The organism is Pseudoalteromonas sp. APC 3250 (genome assembly GCF_030407915.1).
Lineage (GTDB): Bacteria > Pseudomonadota > Gammaproteobacteria > Enterobacterales > Alteromonadaceae > Pseudoalteromonas > Pseudoalteromonas tetraodonis.
Map to the genome: position 1 here is coordinate 476,235 of NZ_JASDCM010000001.1, position 21,791 is coordinate 498,025.

The 21,791-nt window shown below is 40.8% G+C and carries 17 protein-coding genes; 7 read left to right on the forward strand and 10 right to left on the reverse strand.

The window, feature by feature from the left end:
• Positions 1-239: 239 nt before the first annotated feature.
• Positions 240-992 (reverse strand): Nif3-like dinuclear metal center hexameric protein, encoded by a 753-nt coding sequence (locus QL986_RS02155; protein ID WP_290191074.1) that lies wholly within the window; start codon positions 990-992, stop codon positions 240-242.
• Positions 993-1,142: 150 nt separating this feature from the next.
• Between QL986_RS02155 and QL986_RS02160 the strand changes: the two genes are divergently transcribed.
• On the forward strand, positions 1,143-1,505 hold the full coding sequence (locus QL986_RS02160; RefSeq protein ID WP_008114254.1) for a hypothetical protein: 363 nt from the start codon (positions 1,143-1,145) through the stop codon (positions 1,503-1,505).
• Between the two features lie 32 nt (positions 1,506-1,537).
• Here QL986_RS02160 and QL986_RS02165 read toward each other — a convergent pair whose 3' ends face one another.
• Complete coding sequence (locus QL986_RS02165; RefSeq protein ID WP_058154851.1) at positions 1,538-2,014, reverse strand: HPP family protein; 477 nt, start codon at positions 2,012-2,014, stop codon at positions 1,538-1,540.
• A 101-nt stretch (positions 2,015-2,115) separates the two neighbouring features.
• Between QL986_RS02165 and QL986_RS02170 the strand changes: the two genes are divergently transcribed.
• On the forward strand, positions 2,116-2,691 hold the full coding sequence (locus tag QL986_RS02170) for a TetR/AcrR family transcriptional regulator (protein ID WP_096038537.1): 576 nt from the start codon (positions 2,116-2,118) through the stop codon (positions 2,689-2,691).
• A gap of 63 nt (positions 2,692-2,754) precedes the next feature.
• Here the strand turns inward: QL986_RS02170 and QL986_RS02175 are convergent, their stop codons facing one another.
• From QL986_RS02175 to QL986_RS02200, 6 genes are all read right to left on the reverse strand, one after another.
• A complete protein-coding gene (locus tag QL986_RS02175; RefSeq protein ID WP_096038538.1) occupies positions 2,755-5,928 on the reverse strand; it encodes an amidohydrolase family protein in 3,174 nt (1,057 codons plus the stop codon).
• A gap of 98 nt (positions 5,929-6,026) precedes the next feature.
• A complete protein-coding gene (locus tag QL986_RS02180) occupies positions 6,027-6,851 on the reverse strand; it encodes a M90 family metallopeptidase (protein ID WP_058154854.1) in 825 nt (274 codons plus the stop codon).
• A gap of 94 nt (positions 6,852-6,945) precedes the next feature.
• Entirely contained in the window at positions 6,946-9,828 is a 2,883-nt protein-coding gene (locus tag QL986_RS02185) for a ligand-binding sensor domain-containing diguanylate cyclase (RefSeq protein ID WP_290191075.1), read from the reverse strand.
• Positions 9,829-9,950: 122 nt separating this feature from the next.
• Positions 9,951-10,613 (reverse strand): CatA-like O-acetyltransferase, encoded by a 663-nt coding sequence (locus QL986_RS02190; RefSeq protein ID WP_064664244.1) that lies wholly within the window; start codon positions 10,611-10,613, stop codon positions 9,951-9,953.
• Between the two features lie 151 nt (positions 10,614-10,764).
• The gene (locus QL986_RS02195; protein WP_008466197.1) at positions 10,765-11,805 is read right to left on the reverse strand and encodes a Glu/Leu/Phe/Val dehydrogenase; all 1,041 of its coding nucleotides are present in this window, start codon (positions 11,803-11,805) and stop codon (positions 10,765-10,767) included.
• A 433-nt stretch (positions 11,806-12,238) separates the two neighbouring features.
• Positions 12,239-13,765 carry a fumarate hydratase gene (locus QL986_RS02200; protein WP_008112774.1) on the reverse strand — a complete coding sequence of 509 codons (1,527 nt, stop codon included), beginning with the start codon at positions 13,763-13,765 and terminating at the stop codon, positions 12,239-12,241.
• Positions 13,766-13,931: 166 nt separating this feature from the next.
• Here QL986_RS02200 and pabB point away from each other — a divergent pair, with 166 nt between their 5' ends.
• The 3 genes from pabB (at position 13,932) to QL986_RS02215 (ending at position 17,336) form a co-directional block, all read left to right on the forward strand.
• Positions 13,932-15,290, forward strand: coding sequence for an aminodeoxychorismate synthase component I (pabB, locus tag QL986_RS02205; protein ID WP_138765445.1), 1,359 nt, complete (start codon positions 13,932-13,934; stop codon positions 15,288-15,290).
• On the forward strand, positions 15,283-15,858 hold the full coding sequence (locus tag QL986_RS02210) for a CoA pyrophosphatase (RefSeq protein WP_008112778.1): 576 nt from the start codon (positions 15,283-15,285) through the stop codon (positions 15,856-15,858). Before pabB ends, QL986_RS02210 begins: the two co-directional genes overlap by 8 nt.
• 101 nt (positions 15,859-15,959) lie before the next feature.
• Positions 15,960-17,336 carry an L-serine ammonia-lyase gene (locus QL986_RS02215; protein ID WP_008112780.1) on the forward strand — a complete coding sequence of 459 codons (1,377 nt, stop codon included), beginning with the start codon at positions 15,960-15,962 and terminating at the stop codon, positions 17,334-17,336.
• A gap of 264 nt (positions 17,337-17,600) precedes the next feature.
• On the opposite strand, the gene cysB is transcribed toward QL986_RS02215, so the two are convergent.
• Positions 17,601-18,578 (reverse strand): HTH-type transcriptional regulator CysB, encoded by a 978-nt coding sequence (gene cysB, locus QL986_RS02220; protein WP_008466190.1) that lies wholly within the window; start codon positions 18,576-18,578, stop codon positions 17,601-17,603.
• A 295-nt stretch (positions 18,579-18,873) separates the two neighbouring features.
• Here cysB and QL986_RS02225 point away from each other — a divergent pair, with 295 nt between their 5' ends.
• On the forward strand, positions 18,874-19,629 hold the full coding sequence (locus tag QL986_RS02225; protein ID WP_013465225.1) for a hypothetical protein: 756 nt from the start codon (positions 18,874-18,876) through the stop codon (positions 19,627-19,629).
• A 115-nt stretch (positions 19,630-19,744) separates the two neighbouring features.
• Here the strand turns inward: QL986_RS02225 and QL986_RS02230 are convergent, their stop codons facing one another.
• The gene (locus QL986_RS02230) at positions 19,745-21,037 is read right to left on the reverse strand and encodes an NCS2 family permease (RefSeq protein WP_008113045.1); all 1,293 of its coding nucleotides are present in this window, start codon (positions 21,035-21,037) and stop codon (positions 19,745-19,747) included.
• Positions 21,038-21,155: 118 nt separating this feature from the next.
• Here QL986_RS02230 and QL986_RS02235 point away from each other — a divergent pair, with 118 nt between their 5' ends.
• Positions 21,156-21,617: a sel1 repeat family protein gene (locus QL986_RS02235; RefSeq protein WP_013465227.1), complete on the forward strand. Its 462-nt coding sequence runs from the start codon at positions 21,156-21,158 to the stop codon at positions 21,615-21,617.
• The last annotated feature ends 174 nt before the right edge of the window (positions 21,618-21,791 follow it).

Consider the following 21,791-nt stretch of genomic DNA (forward strand, 5'->3'; position numbering starts at 1 on the left):
ATGTAATCGTGGCTCTGAGCGTAAGTTGATACCTATTACGTTTATTCAATTTTTGGGATGCATAAAACCAAAAATAATTAACTCACAAAAAGATAAAAGGGTATGCGGGTATATAAAAAATCAACATACTGGCTTATTATAGTTTGCTAAATTAGCTATTTAGAACGCTATATTTTAAATAACCCACCCGAAATACGTGACAAGTAGGTTATTTATAAAATTACTTTTAAGTCATGTGTTTACACAGGATTGTCTATGTCAATAAATGTCACATCAAAACCATGTTTATCTGCAAGGTATTCACCCAACGCTTTAATACCGTAGCGCTCGGTGGCGTGATGACCAGCGGCAAAAAAGTCGATATTTTGCTCGCGTGAGCTGTGAATGGTTTGCTCTGATGCCTCACCGGTTAAGTAAGCATCAATACCTTGATCGGCTGCTAAGTCGATATAGCCTTGCCCGCCACCTGTACACAAAGCGATGGTTTCAATTTTATCAGTACGTACTAAACTCGTTAGTGGCTCGCGCTTAAGCACTTGACTTATTTTTTTAGCAAATTCACTGCCCGTTAACGGTGTTTTTAAACGTCCTTTCATCGCTACACTGTTGTTAGTTGGCTCAAGGCCTGCTTCAATTTCAATATCGAGCAATTGCGCCAGCTGTGCGTTATTACCCATTTCAGGGTGAATATCTAACGGCAAATGATAGGCAAATAAATTGATGTCGTTAGCTAAAAGCGCAGCCACACGACGTTTTTTCATGCCAGTGATAGGTTGTGACTCGCCTTTCCAAAAATAGCCATGGTGTACCAAAATAGCATCAGCATTATTTTCAATCGCGGCATCAATAAGTGCTTGGCTTGCTGTTACACCCGTTACTATGGTGCGTATCTCATCTTTACCTTCTACCTGAAGCCCGTTTGGACAAAAATCGTTAATGGTTTCTGGCTTTAACAGGGTGTTTAATAATTGATTAAATTCTCTACGTTGCATACTACTTACCTTACTTTGCACTGAATTTTGTACAAATTTTGGCGGTTATGCACTAAAAATGAAAGGAAAATCGCAAAAAATTGAAAAACAGTTCTAAAATAGGTATAAATACCTCTTCTTTATCTGTGTAAACAACGTATAGGGTCTCTGATGAGCAAACTAGACAAAACAGAAGTGTTATCTGCCTTTGAAGCTGCATATGAAGCTGCCAACGGTAAAAAACCTGAAATAACAACTAAACCTGGCTGGTATAGCATTGATGGCGGCAAGAACATGCGCCTAGCTGATGTAGCAGAGCTGACTAAAGAATTAAGCTCTGGTAAGTCTACAAAAAAAGCTGCAGTAAAAGCACCTGCTAAAAAAACTAAAAAAGCTGCTCCTGTAAAAGCACAGAAAAAAGCGCCTTTCACCGTGATCACACAAAACGAAGAAGGCTACACAGCAGAAGAGCTTTGGATAGTTGAGCTTGCTCGCAAAGATCACGATTGCCGCCTACCTCGCGGTGTTGTTTGATCAGCTGAGTGCTTTGTATAAAAGAAACCGCGTTAAGCGGTTTTTTTATATTTATTATCCATCAAGTATTGAATAATCCACCTCGCAACAAAGCCAGACAAAACTATGAATACAGTTCCTGCCAGTACTGGCATTATTAAAAAATCCCAACTTTGGCCAGACTCAATAATTAAGATAGGGTTTGCGCCGGCAGCAGGGTGAATAGTTTTTGTGATTATCATTAATGTTATAGCAATACCCACAGCCAGCCCAATCATAATCGCACTATCAGCACTATAGTAGCTAAAAGCAACCCCAATCATTGCGGTCAGCATATGCCCCCCTATTACGTTTTTTGGCATAGCTAACGGGCTCTGCGGTACGCCAAAAACAAGTACAGCTGTTGCGCCGAATGGCGCCATTAACCAAATACCGTAATCACCCATATAATTTAGCCACGCCAAAAACCCCAAAACAAAAGTAGAAAAAACGCCTGCGATTAATGCCGACTTTATTTGCTCACTATGCATATTACCTCCTCAAAAGTAGACCGACTTGTCTACACATGCAATATAGACAAGTCGGTCTACCTATGTCAAGCTGTGTTTTTACTGCTCAAATTTGGAATATCATGGATAAACAACAACAAATAATCAGTACGGCACTGAGTCTTTTTTATAAAAAGGGTATACACGCTGTTGGTATTAATGAAATTTTAGCTGTATCGGGCATTGCAAAAAAAACCTTATATAAGCACTTTGAAAGCAAAGACGCGCTTATTTGTGCTTGTTTAGTCGCACGTGACATCTGCTTTAACGCTTGGCTTAAAAAAATATGTATACAACCAAGTGCTATGTTAGTCGCACAGGCAATTTTTGCCGGACTGAAAAAGTGGATTAATAATGAGGTTTCAGAGTTAGGGTGTTTTAATGGCTGTTTTTTTATTAATACTGCAGCTGAGTACCCTGTAGAGAACGACCCTATTGCCAAACTTTGCAAACAGCACAAGCAAGCGAACTTTGAGATCATACTATCAGCTCTTTTAGAAACACCTGAATTTGCTCACAATAGAGAAAAAGCAATTGAAGCCACGCAACACTTACTTATTTTAAAGGAAGGTTATATATGTAGAGCGAGGGTGATGCATGATGTAACAGTGACTCCACCTAGTGATAATATTTTAAAAGCGATAGTAGCGGTTAGTTAAATAGGTAAATACAGTATAAAAAAAGCGGCTAAATAGCCGCTTATTAACTAAAAAATGGCTGCATTATTCAAAAAATAATGGTTCACGCTGTTTTTTGCCTACTTCGTTCATGGTGGCTGCGTCGAACAAACGGCCGTTGATCATGGTGTAATCAATTTTGTCTGAATCACGAATGTTTTTCAGTGGGTCGCCATCAATAACCATTAAATCTGCCAGTTTACCGACCTCTAATGAACCCACATTTTTATCTAGGCCTAAATATTTTGCCGGATCGAGTGTAGATGCTCTAATTGCTTCCAGTGGCGTCATGCCGCCTTGGGCAAACATCCACATTTCCCAATGCGCACCTAACCCCTCACGTTGACCATGCGCCCCCAAATTAACAAGTACACCTAAATCTTGTAACTCAGCCGCTACGCGAGCATTGTTAAAGTGATTATAGTGATGATCGGGTGCTTTAACTCGGCGCATTGAGCGCGGTAATAATTGGTTTTTAGGCACAAATTTACTTAAACGTGGATGATTCCATACGTCCGTTTTATCATACCAGTAGTTTTCACCCCAAATACCGCCATAGGCAACCACCAATGTAGGTGTGTAACCTACATCACTTTGTGACCATAGCTGCTTAATATCGTCATAAATATGTTCAACAGGAATTGAATGCTCAATGCCTGTATGGCCATCGACTACCATACTCAAGTTATGTTGTAATAATGACCCCCCTTCTGGTACTACCATCATTTCAAGCATTCGCCCTGCTTCTATAACTTGCTGACGCTGCTCTCTGCGCGGTTGATTATAAGATTTAACACTAAACGCACCCACTTTTTTAAGGCGCTCTAAATGAAATTTAGCATCATCTAATGAGTCAATATGCGAGGTATACCCAGGCATATTCGCGCCGTATAAAATAGTACCGGTAGAGAAAATACGCGGACCAACGATCATCCCCGCTTTTTGCATTTCACTCGCGGTAAATATTTCAGTGGTGTCGTTTGATGGGTCGTGAATAGTAGTAACACCCAGCGCAAGACCTGCTAAGTTTTTCCAGTTTTGCTGCGGGATAATTTCATCACTGGCTTGTGAGCCATGAGCATGGGCATCTACAATGCCAGGCATAATTGTTTTACCTGTTACATCAATGACCTTTGCCCCCTTAGGAATACTCACATCAGCAGCAGTGCCAATGGCTTTGATATGTTTGCCATCGGTAATGATCACGCCATTTTCAATGACCTTTTCACCCTCCATGGTAATAATTTTAGCGCCAGTTAATGCAATCATGCCCTGTGGTTCAGCCATTTTTTTACTAAAGCCGATATTAGTCCCGCTTTTTACTTTAACGTCTTTATCATCTGCTTTATTAATAGCAAACATACCCTCTAAACTGGCATGGTAAAGCTCAGGCCCCAGTGTCCAATACAGTTTATTGCTGTTGGCACTCCAGCTAATGTTTTCACCGGCGCGTACAGATAGTTGCTCAATTGGAAATTGACTGTCTTTGGGCCCAATATTTATCGTTTTGCCGCGCTCTACAAATGGAGTAACAAATACTTTAAAGCGCTCAGCAAAAGCTAAATACTCACCATCAGGAGAGACTCTAAATTCAGTGGCGTGCTCTGACTCATACAGTTTACGTACTTTTTTACTTTCAAGCTCTACCACACTCAACGTTGGTTTAGGCCATGGGCTCATAATATAAACACGATCGTTGGCACTGCCAAACTGAGGTTGATAGCCGCTTTTAGAAATGAGCTCACTTTTTCCGCCTTTAGCACTAACACTGTATACCCCAGGATGCAGTGACCACTTAGGGTTTAAAATGCTGCCGCCGCTGGCTTTACGATACACCACGGTTTTGCCATCTGGACTAAATGTTGGCTCTACGTATTTTCCCGGCTCTTGTGTAATAGTGTCGCCACGACCACTGCGTGCAGAGACGACACGCACGGTGCCTTGTTCGTTATCATCCCACGTGGTGTAGACAATGTTTTTGCCATCACGAGAATACTGCGGGAATAACTCATAATGATCGGTTTGCTTAGTTAAGCGCTTTATTTTTCCTGATTCTAAGTCGCGCTTGTAAATATAGCCCAATGCTTCAAAAAGTGCGGTTTCACCGTCAGGGCTAATTTGCACATTACGCAGCATTTTTACATCAAACTCATCAGTGTCGATATTTTGAGTAAAACGCACTGCTTTTTGAATTTTTTTCGTGGTGTCTACTTTAAATGCAATATTGCTAACTGATTTATCATCGACATTGAGTTTATGAAGGGTGCCACCAGCCCAAAATACCAGCTCTTCGTTATCTGGGGTCCACGCAATAGTCGGATATACGCCATGAATCGCCCACGTTTCTTGCATATCGCGCTCTAGCTTGTCGTATAGCTTAGTATGCTCACCACTGGTTAAATCATATAAGTACAGGCTGGTTTGAAAGTCATCACGCTTTATGTACGCTAGTTTTTTACCATCTGGCGACGGCGTCGGTCTTATTGCCCCGCCCATGCCACTTATAATGGTTTCTATGTCGCCTGTTTCACGGTCATAACGCTTAATTTTATAAATACCGGCAACAGAGTCTTTTGAATAATGAAAAGTTTTACCCGGGGTTGCATCATGCGAAAAATAAACATACCGACCATCCGGTGAAAACATGGGTTCACCTAAATCTTTTTGATCGTTTTCACGTTTAGTCAGTTGCACCCCTTTACCGCCGGCTTTGTGATAAAGCCAGACCTCACCTGCGCCTAGCGAGCGACTGGCGGTAAAATGCTTACGTGCAACTAAATAATCGCCATCAGGGCTCCACGCAGGGCTATTGAGTAATCTAAATGTTTCGTCAGTGACGGCGGTTTGGTTTTCGCCGTTAACATCCATTATCCAAATATTGTCACCACCGCCTTGATCTGATGTAAAAGCAATGTGCTTGCCATCTGGGCTAAAGCGCGGCTGCATTTGCCATGCAATGTCTGAGGTTATTTTAGTCGCTTTACCACCACTCATTGGCATGGTGTAAATATCGCCCAGTAAATCAAATACTAAGGTTTCTCCGTCAGGACTTATATCGACATTCATCCATGTGCCTTGCTCTACACTAATAGATGCATCAACAAATTGCCCTTTAGGTGAATCAACTTGCCATTTTTTTTCATCCGTTTGCTCTGCGTGTGCGTGGCCTAATGCCAATGAAACCGATAACGCGAGTGCTGTTTGCAGCATTTTTTTCATGCTTATCTCACTTATTATTGTTGCTGTGTGTTGATCTATTACATGATTGCAACAAAAACGCCAGCAAGTTACCAGCGAATAGGATGAAGTGCATAAAATTAGTGCCAAACAATAGGATCAAATTGATAAAAATCCACTAGCAAATGGTAAATTTCAGGGTCTTCACGGCGTAAATCGGCGGGTTTCTCTAAGAATGTTTCGGTGATCACCGCAAAAAACTCAGCCTCATTGGTGGCTCCATAGCTATGTATTACATGCGGCATACTATAAGCAACATGGGTTTTTAACTGCGAAAACGCTCGGCTAAACACTCGCCCCCATTGTTGGTATTTTGCCTGTGATGCAAGTAGTGGCGTGCCGGTGGTTTTACCGGTTTCTTGATCAAGTTGATGTGCAAATTCATGAAACACTAAGTTATGCCCATCACTGGGTAAGCGGTTGCCCTCAAGCACATCATGCCAGCTAAGCACCAATGTTCCCCCCGGCCACGATTCACCTTGCCTTACTGTATTATGAAAACTGACAAGGCCTGCGTTATCGCGGCTTGATTGGGGCGCGTAATACGCGCTGGGGTAGAGTAAAATTTCTTTTACGTTTTTATACAAAGGCCAAGGCTTGTTAAGCACCAGCAAGCAGGCATCGGCGGCAATAATGAGTTTCATTGCCTCCGTTAGTTGCAACCCATCGCAGCCAACAAAACGCTTTTCATTTAAAAACCACACAATATGGGATGCTAACTTGGCTCGCTCTGCATCGGTCATTTTGTTGTATATGGGCATAGCACGCAGTAACAACGTGTGTTGTTGCTCATTTAACAATAAATCACTGTATTTACGGTGCCACACGGCATTTTGAATATCAGGCCAGCGCCAAAACATTATAATAAATACAATTAAAACAAAAATTAATAGCCCATTTATCATTGGGTCGTCCTAAATCAAACCATTTAGCTTTAACGCCAAAATACTGCGCCCGTATTATTAAAATAGTAATGGGTGCAGTGAGGCTGTTTTTCAATCACATCACTTCAGTTCGATTTCGGCCATTGTTTTTTGCCTTATACAAAGCTTGGTCAGCCCGTGATAATAATCGGTCATAATCATCAACATCACCAGAGTCAGAAACACCAAAACTCACGGTTACGCTGAGGCCTTCTGCGATATTTGAAAAGTTTTTATTTTCAATACATTTGCGTAACTTCTCGCACATTTCTTGTGCCTGCACTGCACTCGTATCAGGAAACACAAAAGTAAACTCTTCGCCGCCCCAGCGAGCTACCTCTTGCTCACCTTCGCAGTGCGCTTTAAGAATGTTAGCTACTTCACATATAACCTGATCACCTATGAGGTGTGACCAACCATCGTTAATCCGTTTAAAGTGATCAATATCCATAATAGCGATAGTAAGTGATTTATTACATGCTTTAAAGTCTGAAAAGTTATCCGCCAGCCAGCCATCAAATGCGCGGCGATTCGGTAAATCGGTAAGCTGATCGTGTGTGGCTTGATACGCAAAGGCACTGGCTTGCTCTTGCAGTGCTTGCGTTTGCTTCACCACTCGACTCGTTAATTCCTTTTCAACTTGTTTATAACGATATAAGCGGTAGCGATAAGCGCTATATATCACCACCACAAAAAGAAAAAACATAAACAACTTAAAGCTTGTTTTTTGCCAAAAGTGCGATTGAATTTCAAAGTTAACGACTTTGTGATTTTGTTGCCAATCAGTATTTGGATAGGCTGCACGTACAGCAAAAGAATACTTGCCCGCAGGTAAGTTAGTGTATTCAGCAGTCGCTATGTGTTGACGGTTGATCCATTCGTTATTAAAGCCTTCCAATTTTGTTTGAAAGTTTAATCGCTGCGGCATAATAAAGCTCAGTCCCGCGTATTGAAATGACAAGCGCGTCACCCCTGGTGGTAAAATAATAGTTTCACCGTCTATAGGTAACGACGTTGGTTTACCATCAACAGAAAAGCTTTCAACAATCGTTGGTAACGCTATTTTAGTGGCTTCTTTTAAGCGTTCCGGTTTTACTGTACTCACCCCTTTTGCGGTAGCAAACCAAATTGTGCCATCTGAATGAGCGGTTGCAGAGGGGGTTGAACCGCCATTTGCTTGTGCACTGAGCATGCCATCACCCTCATCGTATAATTGAAAGGCGAGCGTACCTCTATTGTTAGATTTTGAATCAAGCAGCTCATTTACCTGCTTATAATTGACTTCAATAATGCCACGGTTGCTTGATAGCCAAAGTGAGTCTTTAAACGGCACAATTTGAAAAAGCTTATCAACGAGTAAACCTAATTCACGCCCTAAAATAGTCATCTTTGCGTTTGAATGCTGATAACGAACTAAGCCGCGATCGGTAGCCATCCACGTGTATTTATCGTCAATGTAAAAGCCAAACGCATATTGCGCGGCAAATTCAGCAGGAAACTCAACAGGATTAAACACGTCAGTTTGAGTGTCATAAACCACGACCCCATTACCGGTTCCTACCCAAATATTAGCTGAGTTATCTTCACTCAAGGCTAAAATAAACCCACTCGGCAGCTCTTTTTCATTAGTAAATTGGTTTAAGCTACCGTCGGTATTAACGCGTGTCAGCCCCATGGCCGAGCCTATCCATAAGCGATTTTTTGAATCAAAAAGTAAAGATCTTACTTCATTACTACCTAAGCCATTATCACGGTTTAAATAAGGTATGAGTTCGTTATTAACCACTTTTAAAACACCCGAAGTGTATGTGCCTACCCAGACATCACCTTGGTTTTGCTCTAGTAAGCTTAATACTGAATATGGCGAGCCTTGTTTAGTGCCTTTAATATGGCTGATCTGATTATTGTGCAGCCGATCTAACCCCGTGCTTCCGCCTATCCATAAACTGCCATCAGAATGTGACAATACCGTACGCACATAATCGCTAGATAAGCCTCGCTTTTTGCCCCACGATGAAAACGGCGCTTCTCTTAACCTAAATACACCAGCATTGGTGCCTACCCAAATACTATTTTCTCTGTCTTGTAACAAAGAAAGAATACGGTTGGCGGGTAAACCATTTTTAGCATCTAATTGCTCTAAACCATCGACGCTAAGCCTAAAAACACCTTTATTAATGGTGCCAAACCACAGATCCCCATGATCATCTTCTAACAAACTGGAAATAGATTCCGCGTCGAGTTGTGGGTGAGGCGATTCAAATAGCCCACCATTAAGGATTCGTGCCCCTCTTTCACTTCCTATAATGAGTCGACCTTCACGGGTGATTAATAAGGTATATACGGGAGCATCTGGTAACCCTTGTTGTGGCGTCATCAAAGTGGGTTTGTAGTTGACTATTTTATACAGGCCATCACTGGTCGCCGCCCATATAACCCCCTTGGGGTCTTCAATGATTCGATACGCACTGACATTTTGTATTATTGGGATGTCTTGAGTGCTACTAGCTGAACGATAAAACACACCATCATTCTCAAGCGCTAGCCACAAGTTATCATTTTTACTTTTAAATATATGATTAACCATCGCTTGGGCAGGTGGTTGCGTGTCCCATTGGCGATGTTGATATAAGCTAATACCGCCGCGCGCCCCTGCAATAAGTAAACCGCCATCAGATGTAGGGGTTAGCGCACGTACGCCTGAGTCAGGCAAGTCAGTAATTTCGGAGCGAGTAAATAACTTAAACTCTTGGCCATTGAAGCGGGCAAGTCCTTCCCAAGTACCCACCCATAGATACCCATCTTGTGTTTGTGCAAGGCTATTAATGCTATTGTGAGGAAGACCCGTACGTGTATTCCAAGTTTCAAAAAAATAATCACGTAACGGCAAACGAGTCTGCTGTTGTGCGTCAACAGAAAAAATCACCAACAAAATACATAAAATCACTAAGCGATTCATCAGATATTGCCTTTATAATTATAATTATAATTATTAATTTTTATATTTGGGTAAGTTTAGAGTGACAATTTAAGTTAAAAGCACTGCTGGCAAATAATAACATAAAATTTACAACTTTTTCATTAATTATTATTACTTAAATTATCAAATGTATACTGCAATTGCTTTATAAATTTAGCGACATGAAGCCCATCCAACAACGCATGATGAACATCAATAGCAAGCGGCATTTTACCTGTCTCAGTGTTGTATTGGCCAAACACAAATTTAGGAATACCATTACTTTGACCGTGGGTAAATGCATGCGAAAAGCTGCTAAAGTTTAACCAAGGTAATACAGAAACATGAATTAAATCTGCTTGCCCTTCAGTTGCTGCAAACGCATCAGAAAACAGTGGGTTTAATTTTGTGGTATCGCTAATAACTTTCGCCTCACGGGCAAATTCATTTAACGACTCGTGTAATTTAAAATAACTAAAGCGAAACGACTCATCATCGGCAAGCTCGACTACACTTGCCCGCGTAGCACTTAAGTAACAAGGTTTTTGGTTAATAATGCGCAGCATCATCGGCTCATACTGATGACAGGCTTTTAATAAGCAATAAATATAACCATGAAAAAAAGCAATATTAGCTTGTTTACAGGCGGTATATAACTTTTTCGCATTCAGTTGTACGCACACATTAAAATAAGGCTGAGTGAACTGCTGAAATAACTCAAAGTGTTGCTTTCGAGGCCATTGCTCAAAATCAAGAGGGGTAATAGAAAAATCAGTAGAGGACATAAAATATAGATAAAGTGTAAAACTAAATTTTACCGTGCTTTATCTATATTCGCATTAACTAAAATGACGCTTTGGGTGTAGTTATACCAAAGTCTTACATAAGGTATAAAAAAGGAGCGTATTTCGCTCCTATTTTAAACCGAGTGGAAACTTAAAGTCCGTTTTCAATAATTTCTTGTGCCAGTTCATCGGCAATTAAATGCGTTGATTTTTGCTCTTTTTCACTACGGGTAAAAATTTCACTAAGTGTATCGTAAATTCTTTCTACGTGTTTATTAGAAGCCTCTTTACTGTAACCCTCTGGTGCAGTTTCGTAATAAACGTTAATAATACCACCTGCATTTATTACATAATCAGGCGCATATAAAATACCTTTTTCACGTAAAATTTCACCATGGCGTGATTCAGCAAGTTGATTGTTTGCACAGCCTGCTACTATCGTTGCTTTTAAGCGTGGGATTGTTGTGTCATTAATAGTGGCACCTAATGCACAGGGTGCATAAACATCCACATCTAGGTCGTATATTTCATCAATACCAACTGCGGTTGCGCCAAAATCATTTGCTACACGATCTACTGCAGCTTGATTAATATCGGTAACAAATAACTCAGCACCAGCTTCAGACAAATGTTTACATAATCCATAAGCTACTGCACCTAAACCTTGCACCGCAACTTTAATACCAGAAAAGTCTTGAATACCGCGTTGATGGTTAAGCGCTGCTTTCATACCTAAAAACGTACCATAGGCTGTAAACGGCGAAGGGTTACCACTTTTTCCTTCAAGGCCTAGCACGTAATTTGTTTCTTTGTTCATTAACGCCACATCATCACAGGTAATGTTTACATCTTCTGCTGAGTAGTAGCTACCATTTAGTCGCTCTAACTGGCGACCAAATGCGCGAAATAACTGCTCTGATTTGATTTCTTTGGCATTACCAATAATAACCGATTTACCACCACCAAATGGCAAGCGTGCTACGGCATTTTTATAAGTCATCCCTTTTGATAAACGCAGCACATCATATACTGCGTCTTCATCGTTAGCATAATCCCACATTCTACAACCGCCTACCGCAGGGCCTAAGTTTGTGTTATGTACCGCAATAATGGCCTTCAAACCAGACGCTTTGTCTGAACAAAAAACCACTTGTTCATGGTTATCAAATTCAACTTGATTAAATACAACCACTTTAAATACTCCGAAAATAATGGGCCCTTTTGGGCAAGCACGCTACAAATTGTCGAGACTTTATCACTTCAGTTAATGGTTCGCCACACTATGAGTAGATAAACCAAATAAAGCGCGTCAAAGTGAAAAATAAAATGGCTTATCGTTAAAAGTAAGCATAAAAATTCCAAAAATAACCATTTGATTAAGTATAAAAGCTAAAAACACCATCGCAATTAAAGCTTACGCTTACGTGAACGTCACCTTGCAGTTATTTGTAAACTTAACCATACACCCTAAAAAAGTATACTACAGCTTAAAATACAGTGGCTTATACACTAATTGCCTACGCAGCATAAACTGGTCTGAGGTGTATAAGTCTTTGCAAATGTAAAAGTAAATAAAAAAGCGAGCACACAGTGCTCGCTTATATGATTGCTTTTTAAGTAAAAATTTACTTCATTTTGCTGTCTAGCTCTTCAATTTTTGCTTTCCAAATAGCAGGGCCTTGGGTGTGAGCATTTGCTCCTTCACTGTCTACGGCAACTGTTACTGGCATATCTTCTACTTCAAATTCGTAGATAGCTTCCATACCTAAATCTTCAAAGGCAACAACACGTGCTTTTTTAATAGCTTTAGATACTAAGTAAGCCGCACCGCCTACCGCCATCAAATACACTGACTGGTGCTTTTTAATAGACTCAACCGTTGCAGGGCCTCGTTCAGCTTTACCAATCATTCCCACGATGCCGGTTTTTTCTAACATCATGTCGGTAAATTTATCCATACGAGTTGCCGTTGTAGGACCCGCTGGACCTACTGCTTCATCGCCTACTGCATCCACAGGGCCAACGTAATAAATAAACTTGTTATCAAAATCAACACCTTCAGGTAAACCTTCCCCTGAGTTGATCATATCCTGAAGACGCTTATGAGCAGCATCTCGACCCGTTAAAATAGTACCTGAGAGTAAAACGGTTTCACCCATTTTCCATTCTTTAGTGTCTTCTTTAGTAAGAGTATCTAAATTAACACGGCGTGTGCCCTCACCCACTTCGAAAGTCACTTCTGGCCAATCTTCTAATTTAGGTGCTTTTAAATTCGCAGGGCCTGAACCATCAAGGGTAAAGTGAACGTGGCGCGTAGCAGCACAATTTGGGATCATAACCACTGGCTTTGAAGCCGCGTGAGTTGGCGCCGTTTTAATTTTAATATCAACAACCGTGGTTAAACCGCCAAGGCCTTGCGCACCAATACCTAATTTATTCGCACGTTCAAAGATTTCTAAACGCAGCTTTTCTTCTGTTGTTTCTGCGCCGCGCTCAATTAGTTCATGAATATCAACCGGATCCATTAATGACTCTTTGGCCATTACCGCTGCTTTTTCTGCCGTGCCACCAATACCTATGCCTAGCATGCCTGGTGGGCACCAACCCGCCCCCATTGTTGGTAGCGTTTTTTCTACCCACTCAGCCACATCGTCAGATGGGTTTAACATCACCATTTTACTTTTGTTTTCTGAGCCGCCGCCCTTAGCAGCGACCATCACTTCGACTTTATCGCCTGCAACTAAGTCAATGTGAACCACTGATGGCGTATTATCTTTAGTGTTTTTACGTGTTCCCGCAGGATCTGCAACAATCGATGCACGTAAAGGGTTATCTGGATTTAAGTACGCACGACGCGTTCCCTCATCAACCATTTGTTGTACTGTTAAGTCGGTTTTATCCCAATTAACATCCATCCCTACTTTTACGAAACAAGTGATGATCCCGGTATCTTGACACAGTGGGCGCTTACCTTCTGCCGACATACGCGAGTTAATTAAAATTTGCGCAATCGCATCTTTAGCGGCTTTACTTTGTTCTTTGTTATACGCTTTCTCTAGTGCTTGAACAAAATCAAGAGGATGGTAAAACGAGATGTATTGCAAGGCATCTTCAATGCTATCTATAAAGTCTTGCTGACGAATTGTACTCATAGTGGTTCCTTAAGTTGTTGTTACTCACGCAGCACGTAAGCGATATCAAACCCGTGACGGTGGTTCGAACTGTTTTCAACTACAGCGCTCACTAAACGCTGCCAAATAAATTTGACTTATGATACCCTCCCAGCCCGTTTGGAGCCAGTTCTTATAGGGGTAGTAAATGCTAAACAATAAAAAAAATTGTGTTGAATTAGCCATATCACAAAATTGTATTGAGGTATTTTCGCATTTTGCTCATTTGCCTTACGCCATTTTATTAGATTCGGGTGATAGTGATCACATAAACAGTCGTTTTGACATTATTGCGATTGACCCCCAGAGCACCCTTGAAGTCGAAAATAATCAAAGCGTTTTTAATAACCAGCCAAACATAAAAAGCTGCTTTGAAATAATGAATAATGAACTGGCAAAGTTAGACAGCAATAAAGCTGCCAACAACTTACCTTTTAATGGTGGCTGGCTGGGTTATTTTGGCTATGACTTAGGCCGTACTATAGAGCAACTACAAAGCAGCGCTTTACACGACATAAATTTACCGCAAATGGCGGTTGGACTTTACCTCGATGCACTGATTTACGATAAACAACTGCGCACGTGGTTTTATGTTTCGCAGCCCAATGTAGACCGCCTTTGGCTATATCAGCAATATTTAGCGCAACCACCTAAACATGAAAGCTTTTCGCTTACATCACCGTGGCAGTCAAATATGAGTCAGACTAGCTATAGCGAAAAGTTTGCCGCGATTGAAGAATACCTAAAAAGTGGTGATTGCTATCAAATTAACTTAGCGCAGCGTTTTAGCGCACATTACCAAGGCTCGCCTTGGAGCGCCTATGTTAAATTAACTCAGGCTAATAAAGCGCCTTTTTCTAGTTTTATTAATCATCCTCAGGGCGCTATTTTGTCAATCTCACCCGAGCGTTTTATTGCAGTACACGACAATAAAGTAGAAACAAAACCCATTAAAGGGACTTTACCTCGCAAAGCAGATGCCCTTGAGGATGCAAAACAAGCGACCTTGCTGGCAAATTCGAGTAAAGACCGCGCCGAAAATGTCATGATAGTGGACCTGCTGCGAAATGATTTAGGAAAAGTCGCTAAACCGGGCTCGGTTATTGTGCCCTCATTATTTGCTATTGAAAGTTTTCCGGCGGTACACCATTTAGTGAGTACGGTCACCTCAACCCTTGATGAGGGTAAAACAGCGGTTGATCAGCTGGAAGCTGCGTTTCCCGGTGGTTCAATTACAGGCGCACCAAAAGTCCGTGCCATGGAAATAATAGAAGAACTAGAGCCACATAGACGTAGCATTTATTGTGGCTCTATTGGTTACATTAGTGGCTGCGGCAATATGGATACCAGTATTACTATTCGAACTTTAGTCACACATCAACAACAAATATATTGTTGGGCTGGGGGTGGTATTGTTGCTGATTCAAAAGTCGAATTGGAATATCAAGAAACTTACGATAAAGTAAATAAAATACTTCCTATATTAAATGAAGGTCGCTTTGAATAGTGAAACCATTTCGGCTCGTTTTCAATTAAACCGCAGTTTAGCCGTGGATCAGCTCAAAGATAATAAAAAAAAGCGCGCAAGCGCAGTAATGCTGCCATTGATTGATATAGATAACGAAGCACATATTTTATTGTGTAAGCGACCAACCTACCTTCATCACCACCCTGGGGAGATTTGTTTACCGGGCGGCAAGTTTGAAATTGATGATGTTAACCTACGCACCACCGCACTGCGTGAATTACATGAAGAGCTTAATATTGCCCCGCAAAATGTCCATGTGTTAGGTCAGTTACCTGAATATTCAACCCTGACCGGATTTACTATACGCCCCTTTGTAGGCTTAATTAAAAAAGAAACAGTGTGGGAAAACGACCACAACGAAGTGCAAGCTAGCTTTTTACTCTCTATAAAAGCGCTGAATAACGCGGCTAACTGGCAACCTTTGCCCTTTGAACGAGGTGGAAAAATCATTACCTTAAATGGCTTTATCACCCCACATGGGCTTTTGTGGGGAGCCACAGCCAGCATTATTAAAAACTTTACAAAACAACTCGCCATACCAGTTTAAATCTTTACTAATAAGGGTTACACACCTGCGTTTCCACGTTATTATAGTCGACCGTTCAAAGAACAGCTTAATGCTGAGAAAACTAAGTAGAGACACACATTATGATCAGTGCATTTGATATGTTTAGCATTGGTATTGGCCCTTCATCGTCACATACCGTTGGCCCAATGCGTGCATCACGCTTATTTGTTAATGACCTAAACGAACAACAACTATTAGCAAATGTGACCGATGTAAAAGTAGAGCTTTACGGCTCGCTTGGCCAAACAGGTGTTGGCCACGGCTCTGGTAAAGCAGTGATACTTGGCTTAGCAGGGTATGATCCTGAAACCATTGATGCCGATTTAGTGGATGACATACTCGCTAAAATTGAAAAAGAACAGGTTATTTACCTAAACCAAACTCACAAAGCTAAATTCCCTAAGCAGGGCGCGATTGTTTTTCATCGCAGAAAGACACTCCCTAAACATTCCAACGCAATGGAAATTATTGCCTATAACAACGGCGAAAAAGTATATAGCAAAGTTTACTACTCTATTGGTGGCGGATTTATTGTTACGGATGAAGAGTTTGAAAAAGAAAAACAAGCTGCTTTAGATATCCGTGAAGAAAACCCAGCCCCGTTCCCGTTTGGCTCGGCTAAAGAATTACTCGAAATGTGTAAAGAGTCGGGTTACAGCGTATCAACGTTAATGATGAAAAACGAAAAGACGCTACGCAGTGAAGAAGCCATTAAAGATGAGCTATTTAATATTTGGCAAGTAATGAAAGCCTGTATTGAGCGAGGTATGCGCACCGAAGGTATTTTACCTGGCGGATTAAAAGTAAAACGCCGTGCGCCAAGCTTATATTTAAAGCTAAATGTAGAAGTCAGTAACGATCCGCTGCGCGCCATGGATTGGGTTGATTTATTCGCATTAGCTGTAAACGAAGAAAATGCAGCCGGAGGACGTGTAGTAACTGCCCCCACAAATGGCGCAGCCGGAATTTTACCTGCAGTATTAATGTATTATCATACTTTTATTAAAGAAGTAGACCGTGATATTGCTACCCGCTACTTATTAACTGCCGCTGCAATAGGCATTTTATATAAAAAGAATGCCTCTATTTCTGGTGCTGAAGTGGGTTGCCAAGGCGAAGTCGGTGTTGCTTGTTCAATGGCCGCAGGCGCACTTACTGAAATTGTTGGTGGTAACGTTGTACACGTAGAAAATGCCGCTGAAATTGGTATGGAACATAACTTAGGGTTAACCTGTGACCCTGTTGGCGGCTTAGTGCAAGTCCCCTGTATTGAACGTAATGCAATGGGCGCTATTAAAGCAATTAATGCGTCGCGCCTTGCTATACGCGGTAGTGGTGAGCAAAAAGTATCGCTGGATAAAGTAATAAAAACCATGCTCGATACAGGTAACGATATGAAAACAAAATACAAAGAAACCGCTCGCGGTGGACTGGCCGTTAATATTATCGAGTGCTAATTAACCTGAACTCTGGTTAAGAGATTTACTAACATATTGGATCAAAATGATATTTATGTTTATTTTCTCTAGCTAGAGATTTTTAGTGAAAACAAGGCGAAATTACGCGTCAATAGCTAGCCTATTGCAAGTAAATTCAACGCAGTTAGCGCTGAAAATAGCTGCTTGAGATGGATTTATTATCCACAGTTCAGGTTAATTACATAGCACAAAAAAGCCGCTTAGTTGCAAAACTAAGCGGCTTTTCATTGCTGTTTATGGCGGTTACTTAACCGGCAATTCAATATCAGCAAATAACTTATCAACATCTTCTTGATTACGCAGTAAACTCGCACGCTCTACTCGCTCTTTAGTTAAATGCGGTGCAAAACGTTCGATAAAGTCATACATGTAGGTGCGTAAAAAACTGCCCTTTCTAAAGCCAATTTTAGTCGTGCTCGCCTCAAATAAATGGCTAGCATCAATGCACACTAAGTCGCTGTCGTTTACCTGATCAATTGCCATAGATGCAACCACACCCACACCTAGCCCTAAACGCACATACGTTTTAATGACATCGGCATCGGTGGCAGTAAATACAATATGTGGCTCTAATCCGTAAGCATTAAATGCTTTGTCGAGCTCCGAACGACCTGTAAAGCCAAATACGTAAGTAATGAGTGGGTATTGGGCTATATCAGCCACTGTTAAATTATCCACTTTTTTCGCAAGGGGATGATCTTTAGCAACCACAATACTACGATTCCAATGGTAGCAAGGCAGCATTACTAAATCTGAATATAAATGAAGCGCTTCTGTGGCAATGGCAAAGTCAGCATCACCGCGAGCGGCTGCATCCGATATTTGCTGTGGTGTACCTTGATGCATATGCAGTGATACCGCAGGGTATTTTTGAGTAAAGCCTTTAATTACACTCGGTAACGCATACCGTGCTTGTGTATGCGTGGTAGCAATATTAAGTTTGCCTTGATCCGGTAAAGTATGTTCATTCGCAACCGCTTTAATACCCTCAACTTTTGAGAGTATTTCGCGTGATATGTTAATGATTTCCTCGCCAGCGCCAGTAACATGAGTTAAATGCTTACCACTGCGGCCAAAAATTTGTACACCGAGCTCATCTTCTAACATACGTACTTGCTTAGAAATACCAGGCTGGGAGGTAAATAAACTCTCAGCCGTAGCTGAAACATTTAATTTATGATTTTGAACTTCTACGATATATCTAAGTTGTTGTAATTTCATGGCTATGTAGTTTCGTTATAATTCACATTGACAGATAAAAGCGCACCCTAACTATAGGTAGCTATATAAAAGGCTGATTAATGTTACATAATATAACAATTAATTTGTTGAAATTTCAGGTTAACACAATAAATAAACTTGAGGTAGCAATGATTATCAGCAATCGAAACATAACATATTAAGATTTAAACGCTTTATGGTGACGCTTTTTTCAGTTAATCTGAGCAAAGTTTCCCACCTTTTATATATTTAATGTAAGATTAGATAATAAGGTTAAGAATTTGAGAATTATAACATGATAGTTTCCATTATAATTGTATTAATTGTTGCACTTATAGTCATTGCACTATGGGTTAGTGCTGTTCAGCAACACAAAGAAAAACAAGAAGCTGAACGACGCAAAGAGTTAACAAAACAAAAAGCAATCATTGAAGAAACCGAAGAAGCATTAATGAATAGCGCCAACATTCCACTTTCAGAGGCAACTCAGCGAATATTACAACGACGAATTCATGATGCACTCAGTCAAATGGTGTCTATTTCAAGCGGAGGTAGTGGACTAAAAAACCGCTTAAAAGAAGCAAAAGAGCGACTACAAAACCCAATTCAAGACGGTTCAGATGGCTTTGTATTACCAGGCAACGACAAACAACTGATATCGCTGATACAAGGCATTAAAAAGTTACGCACTATTATTCGTTCTGAGCATAATAAAGGCAAAGTAGACAGCCAGGTATTTATTGCAGAAGACAAACGCCTTGAAAAGCTACAACTAAGAATCAACATTGAAAGCCAAATAAAACGAGGGTTATCAGCGCAAACAGCTGGAATGATAGGCTCTGCTAGGCAGTACTTTGAAAAAGCAGCTGCCACACTTAACAGTGTTTCATTTAATGACGATTACATTACGGCAAAACGAGCTGAAGTTGAAGGCTACCTTGAAACGATAAGTAATGAACTCAAGGCATCAAATGCTACATCATTGAAGAAAAAGAACGAACAAGAGCAAGATGATTTAGACGTATTATTTGCACCTAAAAAGAAATGGTAACTCCTTTCTAAATAAAAAAGCCCATGCAGTTGCATGGGCTTTTTTTTGAATAGGATTTTGCCCCACTTTGTGTTTACATACTAGGACATATACATATTCTAACAAGCTGCCTGCATTAAGATAAAAATGCGAACTTAACAATAAACAAGGCAGTTAAAATCCAAACACTAATGCTTACCTGATCTTTTTTGCCACACAGCACTTTTACCGCCGTATAAGAAATAAAACCAAGTGCAATACCGTGTGCAATTGAGAACGTCAGCGGTGTCATTAATAATACAACACTCACCGGAATTGCATCAGTCATGTCATCCCAATTTACAAACTTTAAGTTTTGTAGCATCAATACAGATACATATAAAATAGCTCCCGCGGTTGCGTATGCAGGCACCATTTGAGCTAAAGGCGCAAAAAACATCATCAGTAAAAAGCAGCAACCCACAACCACAGCGGTCAAACCCGTTCGACCACCAACAGATACACCTGCAACAGACTCAATGTATGACGTGGTTGTTGAAGTACCGAGCATTGCACCTGCAATGGTTGCTGTGCTGTCGGCGCTTAATGCACGACCTAAACGCGGCATATTACCGTTTTTATCTGCTAAACCAGCCTTCTGAGTTACCGCAACTAACGTGCCTGAGGTATCAAACAAATCAACGAATAAAAACGCAAAAATAACACTCAACATCGACAGTTCAAACGCGGCACTAAAGTCCAGTTGCATAAAGGTCGGCATGATAGAAGGTGGCATAGCAATAACACCATGATACTCCACTAACCCCATAGACACAGCAATCGCGGTGACTAGTAAAATACTAATCAGTACGCCACTTTTAAAATCGCGATAAAGCAGTGCAGCAATAACAAAAAAGCTGAAAATAGCCAATAAAGGACCAGGCGAGGTAATATCACCCAACTGCACCAGTGTTGCAGGACTTGATACAATAATACCGGCACTTTTAAGTGCGATGAGAGCTAAAAATGCGCCAATACCCGTTGCTATTGCTTGCTTGAGCACCAGAGGGATTGCATTAATAATCCACTCTCGCACCTTAAATAAGCTTAGAATTAAAAATATACACCCTGACATAAATACCGCGCCCAACGCAGCTTGCCAGCTATAACCCATACCTAATACAACACCATAGGTAAAAAATGCATTTAATCCCATACCCGGTGCCAATGCCAGTGGATAATTGGCCCACAAACCCATAATAAAACACCCTATTGCAGCAGCAATACAGGTGGCAACAAAGGCAGCACCTTGGTCCATACCCGCTTCAGCAAGCATAGCTGGGTTTACGAATACGATATAAACCATCGTAATAAATGTAGTCATACCGGCAATACATTCACGGCGAACCGAAGAATCATTTGCACGGATTTTGAATAAGGCTTCGAGCATAATAAACTTGTGGTTGTAAAAAGTGGCGAGATTTTAGCATAAAAATAACTTTTTACAGGACATTTTACCTTGCTATATACTAAACTAGCTAAGTGATTAAAATAACAAACGAAGTAGCATGATCAAAACGACACCAAGTGGCCAAGACTTAGAGCAACAATTAGACAACATTCTTTCTTTTGTAACGCAACCAAGCGATGCAAATCTCCCTGCGAGCTCTAAAAACACCGATCAAGACACATTAAATAAAGCCCTTTATTACCTTAAAAATGAACAAGGCGCCTTAGCCGCAAAATGGATGCGTTTGGCAGCAATGGCAGGAAATTATCGCGCGCAGTTTTATTTAGGGCTGTTTTTTATAAAAGGACAAGGTGTGCCGCAAAGTGTATTTCATGGTGCTGCGTGGCTTAGCTTAGCCAGTAGTCAAGGCTATGAACCCGCCATAGAAGCAATGAGCGATATACGAAAACATATTAGTACCAAACGACTTAAAGATGCTCAATGCTACGCAGCCAGCCTGTATGAACAAATTCACCAGTTACAATTTTCACATTTGATCCCCTCTAGTAGCGAAAAATAATTTCACTGCCCTAAAACTCATTTCATCTGTAAATTAATTAAGCGTTTATAGCCAAAACAAGCACGCTTAATTAATTTAAACTACTGTATACCCCCTGTTCATCTGTATTTATTTGCTCCCAGCCTTAAAATTAATTCTGTGGGCATTAACTTTCAATAAAAATTAAACCATTGT

What these genes read in the sequence shown, in the direction of transcription:
- QL986_RS02200 (WP_008112774.1), bottom strand. Translation starts at nt 13,765, where the DNA reads ATGAGTACAATTCGTCAGCAAGACTTTATAGATAGCATTGAAGATGCC.
- QL986_RS02180 (WP_058154854.1), bottom strand. Translation starts at nt 6,851, where the DNA reads ATGATAAATGGGCTATTAATTTTTGTTTTAATTGTATTTATTATAATG.
- QL986_RS02155 (WP_290191074.1), bottom strand. Translation starts at nt 992, where the DNA reads ATGCAACGTAGAGAATTTAATCAATTATTAAACACCCTGTTAAAGCCA.
- QL986_RS02185 (WP_290191075.1), bottom strand. Translation starts at nt 9,828, where the DNA reads ATGAATCGCTTAGTGATTTTATGTATTTTGTTGGTGATTTTTTCTGTT.
- QL986_RS02215 (WP_008112780.1), top strand. Translation starts at nt 15,960, where the DNA reads ATGATCAGTGCATTTGATATGTTTAGCATTGGTATTGGCCCTTCATCG.
- QL986_RS02165 (WP_058154851.1), bottom strand. Translation starts at nt 2,014, where the DNA reads ATGCATAGTGAGCAAATAAAGTCGGCATTAATCGCAGGCGTTTTTTCT.
- QL986_RS02190 (WP_064664244.1), bottom strand. Translation starts at nt 10,613, where the DNA reads ATGTCCTCTACTGATTTTTCTATTACCCCTCTTGATTTTGAGCAATGG.
- QL986_RS02225 (WP_013465225.1), top strand. Translation starts at nt 18,874, where the DNA reads ATGATAGTTTCCATTATAATTGTATTAATTGTTGCACTTATAGTCATT.
- cysB (WP_008466190.1), bottom strand. Translation starts at nt 18,578, where the DNA reads ATGAAATTACAACAACTTAGATATATCGTAGAAGTTCAAAATCATAAA.
- QL986_RS02170 (WP_096038537.1), top strand. Translation starts at nt 2,116, where the DNA reads ATGGATAAACAACAACAAATAATCAGTACGGCACTGAGTCTTTTTTAT.
- QL986_RS02175 (WP_096038538.1), bottom strand. Translation starts at nt 5,928, where the DNA reads ATGAAAAAAATGCTGCAAACAGCACTCGCGTTATCGGTTTCATTGGCA.
- QL986_RS02160 (WP_008114254.1), top strand. Translation starts at nt 1,143, where the DNA reads ATGAGCAAACTAGACAAAACAGAAGTGTTATCTGCCTTTGAAGCTGCA.
- QL986_RS02230 (WP_008113045.1), bottom strand. Translation starts at nt 21,037, where the DNA reads ATGCTCGAAGCCTTATTCAAAATCCGTGCAAATGATTCTTCGGTTCGC.
- pabB (WP_138765445.1), top strand. Translation starts at nt 13,932, where the DNA reads ATGCTAAACAATAAAAAAAATTGTGTTGAATTAGCCATATCACAAAAT.
- QL986_RS02235 (WP_013465227.1), top strand. Translation starts at nt 21,156, where the DNA reads ATGATCAAAACGACACCAAGTGGCCAAGACTTAGAGCAACAATTAGAC.